The sequence below is a fragment of the Gammaproteobacteria bacterium genome (assembly GCA_041395445.1).
Lineage (GTDB): Bacteria > Pseudomonadota > Gammaproteobacteria > Xanthomonadales > Marinicellaceae > NORP309.
Genome location: JAWLAO010000003.1, coordinates 384646 through 399547, shown reverse-complemented (window position 1 = coordinate 399547; position 14902 = coordinate 384646). Strand labels below are relative to the sequence as shown.

At 37.1% G+C, this 14902-nt stretch carries 14 protein-coding genes; 13 read left to right on the top strand and 1 reads right to left on the bottom strand.

Annotated elements, in window-relative coordinates:
- The 8 genes from R3F25_07595 to R3F25_07560 all read left to right on the top strand — a co-directional run bounded on the left by R3F25_07595 (window position 1) and on the right by R3F25_07560 (window position 10493).
- Window positions 1-2178: an ATP-binding protein gene (locus tag R3F25_07595; GenBank protein ID MEZ5496678.1), complete on the top strand. Its 2178-nt coding sequence runs from the start codon at window positions 1-3 to the stop codon at window positions 2176-2178.
- A gap of 22 nt (window positions 2179-2200) precedes the next feature.
- On the top strand, window positions 2201-3580 hold the full coding sequence (locus tag R3F25_07590) for an aldehyde dehydrogenase family protein (protein ID MEZ5496677.1): 1380 nt from the start codon (window positions 2201-2203) through the stop codon (window positions 3578-3580).
- Window positions 3581-3679: 99 nt separating this feature from the next.
- The gene (locus R3F25_07585; protein ID MEZ5496676.1) at window positions 3680-4369 is read left to right on the top strand and encodes a response regulator transcription factor; all 690 of its coding nucleotides are present in this window, start codon (window positions 3680-3682) and stop codon (window positions 4367-4369) included.
- Between the two features lie 3 nt (window positions 4370-4372).
- Window positions 4373-4729 (top strand): hypothetical protein, encoded by a 357-nt coding sequence (locus tag R3F25_07580; protein ID MEZ5496675.1) that lies wholly within the window; start codon window positions 4373-4375, stop codon window positions 4727-4729.
- Between the two features lie 2 nt (window positions 4730-4731).
- Window positions 4732-6528, top strand: coding sequence for a hypothetical protein (locus R3F25_07575; protein ID MEZ5496674.1), 1797 nt, complete (start codon window positions 4732-4734; stop codon window positions 6526-6528).
- Window positions 6525-7013, top strand: a complete 489-nt coding sequence (locus tag R3F25_07570) for a Rab family GTPase (GenBank protein ID MEZ5496673.1) — start codon at window positions 6525-6527, stop codon at window positions 7011-7013. Before R3F25_07575 ends, R3F25_07570 begins: the two co-directional genes overlap by 4 nt.
- Before the next feature lie 3 nt (window positions 7014-7016).
- Window positions 7017-8492, top strand: coding sequence for a hybrid sensor histidine kinase/response regulator (locus tag R3F25_07565; GenBank protein MEZ5496672.1), 1476 nt, complete (start codon window positions 7017-7019; stop codon window positions 8490-8492).
- Window positions 8493-8501: 9 nt separating this feature from the next.
- Entirely contained in the window at window positions 8502-10493 is a 1992-nt protein-coding gene (locus R3F25_07560) for an EAL domain-containing protein (protein ID MEZ5496671.1), read from the top strand.
- A gap of 50 nt (window positions 10494-10543) precedes the next feature.
- Here R3F25_07560 and R3F25_07555 read toward each other — a convergent pair whose 3' ends face one another.
- The gene (locus tag R3F25_07555; protein MEZ5496670.1) at window positions 10544-11083 is read right to left on the bottom strand and encodes a YkvA family protein; all 540 of its coding nucleotides are present in this window, start codon (window positions 11081-11083) and stop codon (window positions 10544-10546) included.
- 176 nt (window positions 11084-11259) lie between these two features.
- On the opposite strand from R3F25_07555, the gene soxC reads away from it, so the two are divergent.
- The 5 genes from soxC to R3F25_07530 all read left to right on the top strand — a co-directional run bounded on the left by soxC (window position 11260) and on the right by R3F25_07530 (window position 14894).
- On the top strand, window positions 11260-12597 hold the full coding sequence (soxC, locus tag R3F25_07550; protein ID MEZ5496669.1) for a sulfite dehydrogenase: 1338 nt from the start codon (window positions 11260-11262) through the stop codon (window positions 12595-12597).
- Window positions 12584-13624 (top strand): c-type cytochrome, encoded by a 1041-nt coding sequence (locus tag R3F25_07545; GenBank protein MEZ5496668.1) that lies wholly within the window; start codon window positions 12584-12586, stop codon window positions 13622-13624. Before soxC ends, R3F25_07545 begins: the two co-directional genes overlap by 14 nt.
- A 101-nt stretch (window positions 13625-13725) precedes the next feature.
- Window positions 13726-14172, top strand: a complete 447-nt coding sequence (gene soxY, locus R3F25_07540; protein ID MEZ5496667.1) for a thiosulfate oxidation carrier protein SoxY — start codon at window positions 13726-13728, stop codon at window positions 14170-14172.
- Between the two features lie 10 nt (window positions 14173-14182).
- Entirely contained in the window at window positions 14183-14479 is a 297-nt protein-coding gene (gene soxZ / locus R3F25_07535) for a thiosulfate oxidation carrier complex protein SoxZ (protein MEZ5496666.1), read from the top strand.
- Between the two features lie 115 nt (window positions 14480-14594).
- A complete protein-coding gene (locus tag R3F25_07530; GenBank protein ID MEZ5496665.1) occupies window positions 14595-14894 on the top strand; it encodes a hypothetical protein in 300 nt (99 codons plus the stop codon).
- Window positions 14895-14902: the final 8 nt, after the last annotated feature.

Sequence of the window (14902 nt, the reverse complement as noted above, 5' to 3'; positions counted from 1 at the left end):
TTGAACAAGCTCTCCAAATACAGAACAATTTACAAAAACATTCTGATTTTATTGCTTATCGGAATACTGCTGTTTTCTCTTTATTTACTTGGTGAAGCCGTAAAAGGTGCAGAACAGTTTAATCGAATTTATCTTTGGCTATTTGGCGCTTCTATTCTTGCAGTGGTGATTCTTTCAATTATCATCATTCAAAGACTTGTCTGGCTGTTTATTAAAAGGAAAAATAAAGAACCGGGGATTAAACTTACTTCGAGAATGGTTTCAACATTCATCTTTTTATCGTTGCCTCCGGTCTTGATTGTTTACATTTTTTCAACTCAGTTTTTAAACAGTTATATCGATTCGTGGTTCGACACCAAAACGGATAAGGCACTTAATGATTCACTCAAATTGGGGCAAATTTTTCTCGAAGTTCAAACGAAACAAGCACTGGCACAAACAAAGAACATAGCACAAAAACTGGGAGAAATTGATGAGCCCAGACAGGCAATTTACCTCGACAAATATCTTGAGGAATCAACCGCCTATAGCCTGACTTTGATATCAGCAAGTGAAAAAATTATTTATCAAGCCAATTCCGACATTTTTGATTTGTCCTCGGACTCACCACCATTATCAGCTATTCGAGATGCCAGAAGTGGTTTGAACTTCACTCGAATCGAACCGGGTAAATCGGGTAATCAATTGCAAATACGGACTTTGGTACGTTTTGATAATGAATTAAAAATCACTTCTAGTTATAGATTTTTACAAGGCATTTTCACTATCAATCCTGAATACAATGCTCTTGCAAACAGTATTGAAGTTGCTTTGATGGATTACAACCAACAAAAATATCAACGGGAACAACTAAAAAAATCATTCAGTATCATTTTGGGATTGGTTTTATTACTTAGTACTTTGCTAGCACTCATCAGAGCTTTCTCGTCAGCTCGTAACTTGGTAGCACCAATCAGCCTGCTTTCAAAAGCAACAGCTTCCATAGCAATAGGAGATTACAGTCAGAAAGTCCCTGTCAGCTCCAAAGATGAAATTGGCTTCCTAGTTAAATCATTCAATACCATGTCCTCACAAATTGCTGCTTCCAGCGCATTAGCTCATAGAGCACAAACAGATGCTCTCAGCCAAAAATGGTATTTACAAAATGTCTTGCTCCATCTCTCTAGTGGAGTATTAAGCATTAATAGCGAGCAAAGAATCCTAATGGCAAATTCAGCTGCCGGAAAAATCCTGGGTTTACAAGATAAAGATATTCTGAATCAAAATATTGAGTTTTTAGCGATAAAGAATAGCAGTTTATTACCTTTGGTTGAATTGCTACTGACTAAACTCGAAGACCATAACGAAGAATGGCATCAGGAGATTTTGCTGATTGATAATAACACTCGCAGAATTCTTGTTGTTAGGGGCAGCCGCATTCCGGACAATGAGACAGAAGAAAGCGAAGGCGGGCTTGTTGTCGTATTTGATGATGAAACGATTATCAACCAAGCACAACGAGATGCCGCATGGTCAGAAGTTGCACGAAGATTAGCTCACGAAGTGAAAAATCCATTAACTCCAATTCAGCTTTCTGCTGAGAGGTTACAACTCAGATTTTTAAACAAATTACCACCTGAGGATAAAGACGTCCTTGACAGAGCAACACAGACCATAATTTCACAAGTAGAAAACCTCAAAACCCTGGTGAATGCATTCTCTGATTACGCCAAAGCTCCGGAACTGAAACGTGAAGCGGGAGGGCTCAATCAACTGATTAAAAATTCGGTGGACTTATACTTTGTATCCAATGCCGGAATTGACTTCACCCTTGATTTAATTGAACCGGAACCAATTATGTTTATTGACAAGGTTCGGTTTTCACAACTTTTAACCAATTTGATTAAGAATTCACAGGAAAGTGCGACAAGTAATAATATTAAAATTACCATTAAAACGTCAATCAGCAAGTCTATTGACAATGTGCTAATTCTCCGCCTTAGTGACAATGGTCCGGGATTTAGTGAAAAAATTATGGAACATTTATTCGAACCTTATGAAACAACAAAAACCGGAGGTTCGGGATTGGGACTGGCAATAGTCAAAAAAATCGTGGAAGAGCATGGTGGCAACATCAAAGCCTATAATGACGAGACAGGTGCTGTTATCGAAATCAGCCTGCCAATTTATAAAAGATAAAACCAACAGAGATTGAAAGTTTATGAATCCGCAACAACAATTTGAAAAACTCAGTTTAGCACCGAATCTGGATATAAACACCCGAATCAATCGTCTGAAAAGTTTGAAGAAAGTTATTAATGAGAATACAGAAAACCTGATAGTTGCCCTGAATAAAGACTTTGGCAGAAGAAGTGCCAACGAAACAATTTTAGCAGAAATATTTACTTGCAATGAGGAGATCAACCATACATTAAAACATCTGAAATCATGGACTCGACCACGCACAAAAATGGCAGGTTTGAAATTTTTGTTTTCCAAGAATGAAATTATTCCCCAACCCCTTGGTGTTGTAGGAATCATCTCTCCGTGGAACTACCCTTTCAATTTGGCAATTGCACCTTTAATTGCAGCAATCGCTGCCGGAAATCGGGTTATGATAAAACCCTCTGAAATGACACCCAATACATCGCAATTAATTGCGGATATGCTTTCAACTGTATTTAATGAAAATGAAGTATTGGTATCAGTTGGTGATTTAAAAGTTGCCCAGGAATTTAGTCGTTTACCATTCAAACACTTGCTATTTACTGGTTCTACAGCTGTTGGCAAAATCATTATGGAAAATGCTTCTTGCCATCTCACTCCTGTCACATTAGAACTTGGTGGAAAATCACCGGTTGTCATTGAGGAGGATTACGATATTGGTAAAGCAGCCAAAAGTATTGTTGGAGGCAAATTTTTCAATGCCGGGCAAACATGTATCGCTCCTGATTACATTTTAGTTTCATCTTCAAAAGTTGAACAGCTCACAAATGCAATTATTGAAGAGTTTAATCGCTGTTATCCGGATATAACAAACAACTCTGAATACACAGCGATTATCAATCAGAACCATTTCAACCGATTGAATTCACTAGTTGCTGATAGTGAATCATCGGGTCAATGCATCTATCCACAAGGAAAACCCGAACCGAATAATGATGGGGTTTTTCCTCCGGTTCTTGTTGTAAACCCTCAACCCAATAGCAAAGTCATGCACCAAGAAATTTTTGGTCCTATTTTACCAATCATTTCTGTCAAATCTGTTGAAGAGAGTATTGATTTTATAAACTCACGAGATAACCCTTTAACCTTATACATTTTTAGCGACAACAAACGATTTAAAGATAAAGTTTTGCGGGAAACTTTATCAGGATCTGTTGCAATCAATGAAACATTGTTTCAATTTGTTCAACAAGGAATACCTTTCGGTGGAGTTGGTCAAAGCGGCATGGGAAGCTATCATGGACTGAATGGCTTTAACAGTTTTAGCCATCTTAAAACTGTTTATCATCAATCCAGAATCAATTTTAATCACCTCATTCGCGCCCCATTTACACCTTTAAAACAGAAAATTATTAAATTCCTCAGATTTTTATAAATGCTTATGTGAGATGATTATTTTCTTGCAATATCAATTTGTTGTTGTAATAATGTAAATAAATGATACTGTCAAATAACAAGATAGTGTGGGAGAGGAATGAAAATCTTTATATTAGAGGATGATTCAGATCAGGCAGATTTGTACTCACTATGGCTGAGTGATGAGTATGAGTGTACGATTTTCGAGAAGGCGCGTGATTTAATCAAGCAAATCTCTTTTGATGTTCCGGATATTTTACTCATTGACTGGAATTTACCCAAAATTAGCGGCATGGATGTTTTGCACTGGATTAAAGGCAGTCGATACGGAAATATACCCATCATTTTTCTAACCTCAAGAAATTCTGAAAAAGATATCGTCAATGCATTAACCGATGGTGCCGATGATTTTATTATCAAACCCACTAGCGAAAAAATACTTAAAGCCAGACTCAAAGCTGTTAGTCGCAGAATTCTTGACGAGGAGTCTGAAAAAGATGGTTTCGATTCATCTCCTTATACTTTTAACAATTTAACAAATACAGTTTCTTACAAAGGAAACAACATCTCACTTACCAACAAAGAATATGAACTTGCCTTATACTTTTTTAAAAATGAAGGCTTGTTGATTTCTCGTGACCAGCTTCTTGAGTCCATTTGGATGAAAAGTTCTGAAATCAGCACCCGAACAGTTGATACCCATATCAGTCGCCTGAGAAAGAAACTGATGTTAAATGGTACGAATGGTTGGAAGCTGGCTTCAGTTTATCATCAGGGATATAAGCTTATTAACCAAATGAAAGGATAAGTAATGACAGACAAATCGAATAAATCACAAATTTCGGACACCTCTGTTGACCAGATACGGAATATACTATTTGGCGAACAAGTAAAAATTATCGAACAAACCATCGAAAAATTGGAAAAAACTTTCAGTAAGTCTCTACAAGATCTCAATGATAAGCTCGATAAAATCAACAAAGAATTACAATCAGATAATTCAGGGCTCGATAAAAAGCTTTCCGATGATTTATCGAAACTGGAAAATAAATTAATTGATACCGAAGCAGACATTCTGAACCAGCTTGATAAATTGTCCAATCAGGCGAGCCATAGAAATGATTTGGCAAAACTTCTCAATGAAATGGCAAACAACCTTTCCGATTAGAAATGACCCGGGAAAGAGATGTTCTCAAGACTCTTCTCATCAAAGAAGAGCTTGAAGTACTAGAAAACCTGAAAAAAAAACTTCTTTCTGAAGAACAATTTACTGAGGAAGTTTCAAAGGTTCTTGCCAATGCATTAAAGCGAGCACAGAAAAAAGACTCCAAACTTGATATTGTATTGGCTAAGCCGATTCAAGATGGTGTGACAAAGACGTTTTCTGAGAACAAGCAATCAATTATTGATTCTCTCTTACCTATCATGGGTCAACTGATTCGTAAAACAGTTACGAATAGTATCAAGCAATTCGTAGCCGATATTAACCGCACATTAGAGCTTGGATTCTCAGCCAAGGCTCTTAAGTGGAGATGGCAATCCTACAAAACCGGGATACCATTTGCGGAAATTGTATTTGAAAAAACAATTCGTTATCAGGTCAATGAAATCTTCATTATTGATAATGAAACCGGTCTATTAGTCCAGCATGTAGGAAAAGAGGAAACCCTTAAAGACAAAAACGCCATGTCTGCGATGCTGACAGCGATTAAAGACTTTGTGGGCGATTCACTTCAATCGACAGACTCGGGATTAATGAGTGCTGACTTTGGCGACAGTCAAATTTTGATTGCAACCGGTCCAAAAGTTTATTTGGCAATGATTGTTAAAGGGTCTCCATCTGAAAGACTTAAAGAGCTCAATCAAAAACTCATTGAAGAAATTCATTCCAACTTCTCGGACTCATTATTAGATACCAACAATTTTCAGAGTATTGACGGAATCGAGGACTTTTTACGACCCTATCTGGTCACAAAAAACATAACTGAAGAAAAAAAATCAATCAACTGGGTACCTTGGATCATTGGTCTTTTATTGATTATCTCGGGATTAAGTTATCTCGCTTATAAAAGACACACTGAATTTAATCAGGCTCAGAACATCGTCAACTCAACACCGGGGCTTTACTTACAAGAACTAAAAAAAAGTGGCGATGGTTTTGTTGCAAAGGGTTTGCTCGATCCGGATGCTGATGTAAGTCAATTAAAAGAAAACAATATTCAGCTTGAAACAAAGCCTTTTATCTCATTGGATGAAGAAATTATTGACTTAAGAATTAATAACATTTTAAAACCATACTCCAAAGTCAATTATAATCTTGATCACAAGACTTTATCACTCACTGGCTACTTGCCGAATGATTCCTATAAGTCCATTTTCGACAGGCTGAACAAAGTAACAGGAATCAATAGCATACGCAATACTACTAAACCCGACTTCAGTATGGAAGTTGAAGAGTTTCTTCTCAATCATAATAATTTAGAAGGGGTTTCATATAACATTGAGCCAGACAAACTAACCCTTAATGGTTCAACAAAATTAGCTACTCATAACAAGTTGATAACTGAACTCAAACAACAGTTTCCTGAAGTCACTATTGAAGATAGCCAACTTGATATCTCTGATTCCACTGAGAAAATAATATCTCAGATTGAGAGGGATTCTGTTGTAATTTCTGATGAGTCCGAAAGCCATAGTTCAGAGTTACTTTCCGTGATTGAACAAATTAAAACCTTAATAAACAGATTTCCCAACTCTCAAATTACCATTATCGGTGAAAGTGATTGCCAAGGGCTAAACAGTGATAAATTTTCACAACAACGAGCGGATTCGATTAAAGCCCTGCTTATTGAAAACATGATTGAAGAATCACACTTGCGGACATCTATAACTCCATGTGAAAATTTCAACAATGATGTTGATGATAGCAAAAAAATTGTAAGGTTTAAAACCTATATTGAGCAATGAAAATAGCGAAAAAAGTTTGTCTCATTGGAAGATTTGCTGTTGGAAAAACCAGCTTGGTACGTCAATATATTGAAAACCAATTTAGTGAAAAATATAAAACCACTGTTGGTGTCAGTATTTCCACCAAGACCGTTGATATTGATGATGACTCCATTTCAATGATACTTTGGGATATCGCCGGGTTCGAACAAGAAGGACATTACAAACATTACCTCCGTGGCACTCAGGGGATTATATGGGTTCTTGACGGAACAGAACCTGAGTCTTTTGATATTTTTGAGAAAGTAAGCATCCCCGATTTAGATTCCATACCTGCAATTTGCTTAGTCAATAAATGCGACTTGAAAGATCAATGGCGGCTGAACGAAGAGAGTTTACAAAAAATTCGCCAATATGTTTCAAAGATACATTATTCAAGCGCCAAAACGGGTGAGAATGTTGAAGATAGCTTTAACGAACTGGCAAAAAAACTTTTAGGTCAATAGCAGATGTTCCCTCCGGTTCTCAAACAGTTCTTGCTTAAACTCAATGAAGGACATGGATATTTTTGCCTTGGAATAGATAAAAACTTAAGTATTGTTGAATCTCATGGAAATCCAGAGTCATTAGGTTTGTTTCCGCCAGAGAATGGTACTTTCATTACCGATTATCTACCCATACTGATATCAGAAAATTTTACCGAAAATTTTAAAATTCCTTTCTTCAACATTAATGAGAATAATGTTTGTGATATTCATTTTATAAAGTGCGAAAATCTTGACTATATTATGCTGGTAAACAAGTCTGAAATTTTTCAAGTCACTCAAAAATACCAACAATTTGCTCATGACGATAATATTTCCAAAAATAAATTCAAACGTCTGGCTGAAGAATTAAATATTGCCAAGCAAGAGCTTAAAAAGTCCGATCAGGAAAAAGCAGCATTAATTGCCATGCTTTCTCATGAACTGGGGACACCATTAACTTCAATCATCGGTTATTCAGAATTAATGCTGAATGGCGAGCTGGATAAAAACTCTCTAAAAGTCATTCACAGAAATGCCATTCATTTAAAGCACACGATTGAAAACACATTACTCTTCGGTCGCTCACAGGCAAAAGAAAGCGATATTCACCTTGAGGCAACCCGTTCTTCAGAGTTTATTTCAGAACTTAAGGATACTTTGTATCACTTTGCAGAAGATAAAGGGTTAGAGTTAATGACAGAGTCTCTTGCTGACGAAGTGATTTATATAGACACTCCTAAAGCTCGTCAAATATTAATTAATTTAGTGAATAACGCTATCAAATACACGGAGTCCGGATTTGTAAAGATTGTATTTTCAGTAAGCAATCACTCTTATATTTTTACCATTATTGACAGCGGAATTGGAATTGCTGAAGACAAGCTTGATACCGTTTTTTCTCCTTGGGGAAGAGTTGGAGAAAGCCGTGAAGCCGGCTCCGGGATTGGGCTGTATATCAGCCAAAAACTGGCAAACTCAATGAGTGGAAAGCTTTATCTCAAATCATCAAAGAAAGATATCGGTTCTGAATTTGAATTAATAATTCCCATCAACAAACCGGATATAAAGCCTCTTGAGGACAATAATATTGTCACAAAACAGCAGAGTCATTTATCTGTCCTAATCGTTGATGATGATGAAGATATCTTAGATTTACTCACCTTTATGCTGGAACCAAGCGGTTTTGTCATTCATAGAACGACCACAAATGAAGATATTGATGACATCCTTAAAACTCAGTCAATTGATGTGCTTTTAACTGACATGAACTTGGGGGATGTGCGTGCTGATAGTTTTTCTAAAAAAATTAAACATTCCTATCCAAAGCTTCCAATCATTTTGATGTCGGCTATGCCCTCTGCAAAATTAAAAACTAACTATAAGAAACTAGGGTTTGATGCTATAATCGAAAAACCACTTCAAAGAAACAAATTAATTTCTCTGTTAAACAAATTTTAAACTCTATATATGAATGACTCTGTATTGATTTACTCATTGTCTGATCGTTTATCGGACATCAATAATAGCTTGGCTCCATCTATTAAGGTTATTCCCATTCAAACACTCATCTCAAGGATTGAAACTTCTGATAGAAAGCCGAATGCGGTCATTTTCGAAATAAATCAAATTGATAGTGTGCTTGATCTTATTCAACATACCAATATCACCTCTGAAAACAGATTTATTTGTATCGGCGAAAACCTCAGTGTCGATAATCGAATCATTTTGCTTAATAACAATATTGAATTAGTAAATTCTGATAAATTCTCAGAACTCAGTTCCAGTTATTTTCAGCTCGGACTCGGAAAAGAGAGACAAAAGGTTCTGTTTCTGGATGACGATGAAGACCAAATTGCAATTACCGAGCATATTTTAAAAGATGCCGGCTTTAGCGTAAAATCAATCACAAAGTCAGAATATATTCTTGATACACTTGCGGACTACAAACCGGATTTATTATTACTTGACTTATATCTTGGTGATGTAACAGGAGACAAAATTGTTTCAATTATTAGAAAAGAACCCAAGTATCGTTTCCTTCCAATTGTTTTTTTGACGGCTGATACAACTCTTGAATCAAGAATGCTGGTTCTTAATGCCGGTGCTGATGATTTAATTACCAAACCCATCAAGTCTGATTTATTGGTTGCCTCTATTAAAAACCGTATTCAGCGAAACCTCAACAATCAGGTTTTTCTCAATGAATTGAATCCGAATCGAGTTTATCATAAGGTCAATGTTCAAGAGTCTGATTTACAGAAATTCTACCAGGAAAACATTGATAATCCTTTAGCTTCATTCATGTGGTTTAAGGTTAATAATAAAACCGAAATTCAAAGGGAAATCGGCTATTCAGGGTTTAGTAAATTATGCAACACTGTTTGCTCAAAGACCCCAAACACCAATCCTGCAGTCGATTTTTTTTCAAAAATTGCTGATGGAGTTTATGTAATTGGGTTTAATACTTTAGATGAAGCCTCAGCTATAAAAACTGCTGAAGATATTAAATCCTGGTATGAAGATAATAGCTACACTGTTGTTGATAGGAATTATTCTTTTCAGATGTCTGTCATCGTACTTACCAATATTCCACAAGCAAAAGATCACGATACTTTATTGCAAAAAGCCGAAAGCATTCTCATCGAATCAAATGAAACTCAGAGCGAAATATTAAAACTTCAGAAAGGTATTGAAGAAACGCGTTTTTATACAATTAAGTCTCGATTGGAAAATATGATTAAAACTCGTGACCTTGCATGGCAATTTTATCCAATTGTTTCTGCTCGTCATGAGGAGGAAGAAATTTTCCAGCTTATTTTAAATATTGACACGGACTCTTCCATTCAAAGATTTAAAACCATTGAATACATCAATGTGGCAGAGAAATCCGGATTGCTCAGAGTTATTGACAGATTTGCTCTGGAACGTGCAATCCGTGTGATTCGCTCAGGAATTCATGAAAATTCTCCGCCAAAAGTACTATTAAACCAAGTGACTCTTGCATATACTGATCGTGAATCAAGAGCAAAGAAACTGGAAATTATCAAGCAACTCAATTTACCAAAAGATTCACTCTATGTGCAGTTTCATTTGCAAGATGTTGTTGACACTTTTGAGCATATTGGTGAAATTGGGCAACAAATCAAACAAACAGGAATTAAAATTTGTTTAGGTAGTTTTGATTACTCCTCAATTGCTTGGAAAGCTGCCAGAAAACTCAATGTGAGTTGGATACGATTATTACCGCCATCATTGGAAGACAAGCATCTTTTCGATGCAGAAAATCCAAATAACATTGCTTCAACAATCAGAAAAGCACATGTCTTAGGTTATGAGGTTATTGCCCACATGGTTGATAACTCCAGTCTGGCATCAGAATTGTTAAAAGCGAACATTGATTATCTACAGGGAAGTTATATTAAAACACCGGTTGCAATTTCAGATATCTTTAATAAATAAAGCCCTCATACTTTTTCAAGCATAAGGGCTTAAGAGAGGTATTTTTTCAACTACGCAACTGAGAAACTGGTTCCTCTTGTGCGGCTGTTACTTCTGCGTCTGTTTCGGCGATGGCGCATACGACTAAACAAATCTTGTCGTTTGGCTTCAATCCAATCTTCAACTGTGAACTTTTCGTCCCTTGCATGAACTTTTACAACATTTCTAAAATCAACAAACGCTTCTATCTCATCCTTTATCTTTTCAGCCACAATATCTATCACTATACAATCATCCAATAAACCAATTACAGGAATATCATCAGAAATAATATCATCCTCATGTGTGAAATATTGCATTGCTGACAGAACATGTTTCCTGTCTTTCTCATCAAGATTCCATTCATTATCCGTTAACATATCCAACATTGTTTTTAATGTTTCAATATGACTTTCAACATACTTTTCAACTTTTTGCCGATTCAATTTATCCAAAGTCTTTTTAACCGCTGCAATAACTTCATGTTCATTATGCTGTCTTGAAGACTGCAAGATTTTTTCAAAATGAGATTTTACCTCATCATTGATACTCAATTCATAGGCTGTATTCATGTTAATTACCTCAATTAGTTAACTGATAGGTGTATTATACATGTATTACACCGATACACATGTGCCATTAGTCACTTTTCAAGTCTTTTCATAAATATTCACAGTAATATCTAGATTTTTTCCCTATTCTCTTGATAATATTAGAGGTTGCTAATGAATATACAATAGGAGTTATCATGGCCGATGATAAATCGATAATAGATAATGAAACGAACAATGAAGTACCGTTTTCTGGAGCATTAGAGAATAAAGCATCTGAAAACAGCAGAAGAAAATTTTTAGGCCAAGCTGCAGCGACATCAGCTGTAATCATAGCCGGTTCAGCTTCTGCCGGAAATTTACCACCTGACGTCCCAAATTGGTCCAGAACTCTTGGAAAACCGGTCAATACCAATCCTTATGGAGTCCCTTCCAAATATGAAGAAGATGTCGTTCGTAAAAGAGTTCCATGGTTGACGCCTGATTCGATTGCATCTATCAGCTTTACTCCTCTTGCTGAGATAAACGGCATGATTTCACCAAATGGTCTGGCTTTTGAGCGAGATCACGGCGGAGTTCCGACCATTGATCCTAAAGATCACCGATTAATGATTCATGGTTTAGTTGAGAAACCATTAATCCTGACCATGGAAGATATCAAACGCTATCCAAATGTATCAAGAATTCACTTTATTGAATGCCCTGCAAACTCAGCAATGGAATGGAAAGGTCCTCAGGTGGGACGTTTACAATTCACACATGGGATGACCAATTGTTGCGAATGGACTGGAGTTCCGTTAAAAACAATTCTGGAGGAAGTTGGTGTCAAACCTGAAGGAAAGTGGATATTAGCAGAAGGTGCGGATTCCGCAGGTATGAGCCGTTCCATTCCTATGGAGAAAGCATTGGATGATACGTTGGTTGTTTTTGGACAAAATGGCGAAGCCCTACGTCCCGAGCAAGGATATCCTTTAAGGCTATTAACTCCGGGTTGGGAAGGCAATACCTCAATTAAATGGCTCAGGAGATTAGAAATCACTGAAGAACCAATGTACCAACGTGAGGAAACTTCCAAATACACGGACCTTATCAGCCCAAGAGATCCAAATCGTGAAGAGCTGATTGGTAAAGCTTATATGTTTTCATGGATTATGGAAGCAAAAGCGATTGTAACATTCCCTTGTCCGGAAAAACCTTTGAAAGGACACGGAAAATATATTATGAATGGACTGGCATGGACCGGTACAGGCAAAATAAAACATGTTGATATTTCTTTTGATGGAGGAATCAACTGGCACGAAGCCGAACTCAATGGCCTGGTATTAGACAAATGTTGGACAAGATTTAGCTTCCCGTTTGAGTGGAATGGTGAAGAAATGCTGATTCAATCTCGCGCAACAGATGAGCACGGATATGTCCAACCAACCATTGAACAATTGCGAGAAGCTCGTGGAGTTTCTAGTATTTATCACAACAATGCCATCCATACTTGGAAAGTAAATAAAAACGGAGAGGTGGAAAGTGTACAAGTTTAATAATTTAACAAAAGGTTTAACCGTTACCGTTCTCGCTTTAGCAATTTCGGCTTGCTCACAAAGCAATAACTCGGAAGTCAGTCAATCTCAAGAGGTGAAGTCTGATAACACTCCTAAAGTTGAAGGGAAAGAAATTCAAATGCCTGGCGCCATTGCTGCTGAGTACAAAGAAATTTCGGTAAAAGGTCCTTTCAACTTCGGTCAAACTGCAACCGATGAAGAAATTGCCGGTTGGCATATCGAAGTCGGACACGGACATAACCTTCCACCGGGAAGCGGTACAGCAGCTGATGGCGAAGAGTTATTTGATAAAAAATGTGCTAGTTGTCACGGATCTTTCGGTGAAGGTGTGGGCAGAAATCCTGTTTTAGCAGGTGGAGAAGGAACACTAACTGATCCACAAAAACCGGAAAGAACAGTTGGTAGTTATTGGCCTTATGCTTCAACACTGATTGACTACACGCATAGAGCGATGCCATTTCCATCGGCGCAGTCTTTGACCTGGGATGAAACCTGGTCGATTTCGGCTTACGTTCTTTATTTAAACGATATCATCGAAGATGAAGAGTTTGTATTTAGTGCCGATACTTATCATGAAATCAAAATGCCAAACGAAGATGGCTTTGTGATGGATAAAAGACCGGATACTCATAACACTCGTTGCATGAAAGATTGTAAAGACCCGGCATCGCTGGAAATTAAAACAGCACTATTAGGATACGGTTCTGGTGCTGAAGATGTTGTTGAAGAAACAGCTGTTGTTGAAGGACACGAGCTTGGACAGAAAATTTACGACGCAACTTGTCGTTTATGCCATGGAACCGGGTTAGCTGGCGCACCAAAAGTTGAAGACACGGTCACTTGGGAACACCGTTTGCAACAAGGTAAAAGTAAAGTTTATGAGCATGCAATTAATGGCTATCAAGGACAGTACGGCGTTATGCCACCAAGAGGTGGTAATATGGAGTTATCTGACGATGATGTGAAAGCAGCAGTTGATTTCATGGTCAAGGATGCAGAATTATAGTTTAAACAAGAAATATTATTATCGTTCAGCTTATATTCAATATTGCTAATATAAGATGAATGGTATAGAATGACTGACAAATTTTTATTTAGGAGAAACTTATGAGTCTAACTAGAAGAGGCATGTTAAAGCGCATCATCGCTGGAAGTGCCGTCGTAATGGTTCCATTCGGTGCGTTTGCTGAGTGGATGGAGTCAGCTTTTAAAGCTGATAGTTATAGTGCAGCTTTAGCTGCTATGGGAGCAGAAGGGGCAGTTCCTAGTGACAAAATAAGCCTTGTTGCGCCTGAGATTGCTGAAAATGGTGCTGTTGTACCAGTTCAGGTCAGCTCAACTTTAGATGATATTGAAAGCATTTCATTATTCGTTGAGAAAAACCCTAATCCTATGACTGCTGAATTCAAAATGTTTCCCGGTTTAGAACCTGACTTCAAAATCCGTGTCAGAATGGGTGAAACATCTAAAGTCATAGCTGTTGTTAAAGCAGGCGGAAAAGCCTACACAGCAGAGTCTGAAGTTAAAGTAACAATCGGCGGTTGCGGCGGTTAAGGAGAAGAATATGAGAATTAAAGCAAAACTAAAAGGCGATAAAGCCAATATCAAAGTGCTCATTAAACATGATATGGAATCCGGTCGTCGTAAAGATGAGGCTGGTAATGTAGTTCCTGCAAAATTTGTTCAAACTATTACTGCTCATGTCGGTGAAACACAAGTTTTTGAAGCAAACATTGGACCGGGCGTTTCCAAAAATCCATTCCTGGAATTAAATCTGACAGGCCGTGCAGCGGGTGATGCTGTGGTATTCAAGTGGGTTGATTCTACAGGAGATACACTGGAAGAAACTGTTACACTGTAACAAGCTAAGACTTCTTTAAATAAAAAAGAGGATGTTCAAGTGAGAGCATTCTCTTTTTTTATATCTATGATTAATGTAAAATTAAGAAAAATTAATCACAAACCAAATTTTAATTATGAGAATAATCACCCTAATTATTTTAGCCTTCATTACAAGCTCCTGTACTCAGGATAATAACTCTACTCCAAAAAGCAAAATCGAACAATCCAATGAAAGCATTACCATTCAAGAAATCGCCAGAGTGGCATTAGTTGAAGCCAAACAATATTTGACAAATGCTTCTGAACAAGGAATAGATACTTCAATTGCTGAGAAAGAGTATCTTTTGGCAGAGAGTTATTTTGATAAAGGTGATTTCAAACAGGCACAAGTATCGGCTGTTAAAGTTAGGCAAGTTATCGAAAGAGGTAAATAGTAAAAAAC

What these genes read in the sequence shown, in the direction of transcription:
- R3F25_07590 (MEZ5496677.1), top strand. Translation starts at nt 2,201, where the DNA reads ATGAATCCGCAACAACAATTTGAAAAACTCAGTTTAGCACCGAATCTG.
- R3F25_07585 (MEZ5496676.1), top strand. Translation starts at nt 3,680, where the DNA reads ATGAAAATCTTTATATTAGAGGATGATTCAGATCAGGCAGATTTGTAC.
- R3F25_07580 (MEZ5496675.1), top strand. Translation starts at nt 4,373, where the DNA reads ATGACAGACAAATCGAATAAATCACAAATTTCGGACACCTCTGTTGAC.
- R3F25_07575 (MEZ5496674.1), top strand. Translation starts at nt 4,732, where the DNA reads ATGACCCGGGAAAGAGATGTTCTCAAGACTCTTCTCATCAAAGAAGAG.
- R3F25_07570 (MEZ5496673.1), top strand. Translation starts at nt 6,525, where the DNA reads ATGAAAATAGCGAAAAAAGTTTGTCTCATTGGAAGATTTGCTGTTGGA.
- R3F25_07565 (MEZ5496672.1), top strand. Translation starts at nt 7,017, where the DNA reads ATGTTCCCTCCGGTTCTCAAACAGTTCTTGCTTAAACTCAATGAAGGA.
- R3F25_07560 (MEZ5496671.1), top strand. Translation starts at nt 8,502, where the DNA reads ATGAATGACTCTGTATTGATTTACTCATTGTCTGATCGTTTATCGGAC.
- R3F25_07555 (MEZ5496670.1), bottom strand. Translation starts at nt 11,083, where the DNA reads ATGAATACAGCCTATGAATTGAGTATCAATGATGAGGTAAAATCTCAT.
- soxC (MEZ5496669.1), top strand. Translation starts at nt 11,260, where the DNA reads ATGGCCGATGATAAATCGATAATAGATAATGAAACGAACAATGAAGTA.
- soxY (MEZ5496667.1), top strand. Translation starts at nt 13,726, where the DNA reads ATGAGTCTAACTAGAAGAGGCATGTTAAAGCGCATCATCGCTGGAAGT.
- soxZ (MEZ5496666.1), top strand. Translation starts at nt 14,183, where the DNA reads ATGAGAATTAAAGCAAAACTAAAAGGCGATAAAGCCAATATCAAAGTG.
- R3F25_07530 (MEZ5496665.1), top strand. Translation starts at nt 14,595, where the DNA reads ATGAGAATAATCACCCTAATTATTTTAGCCTTCATTACAAGCTCCTGT.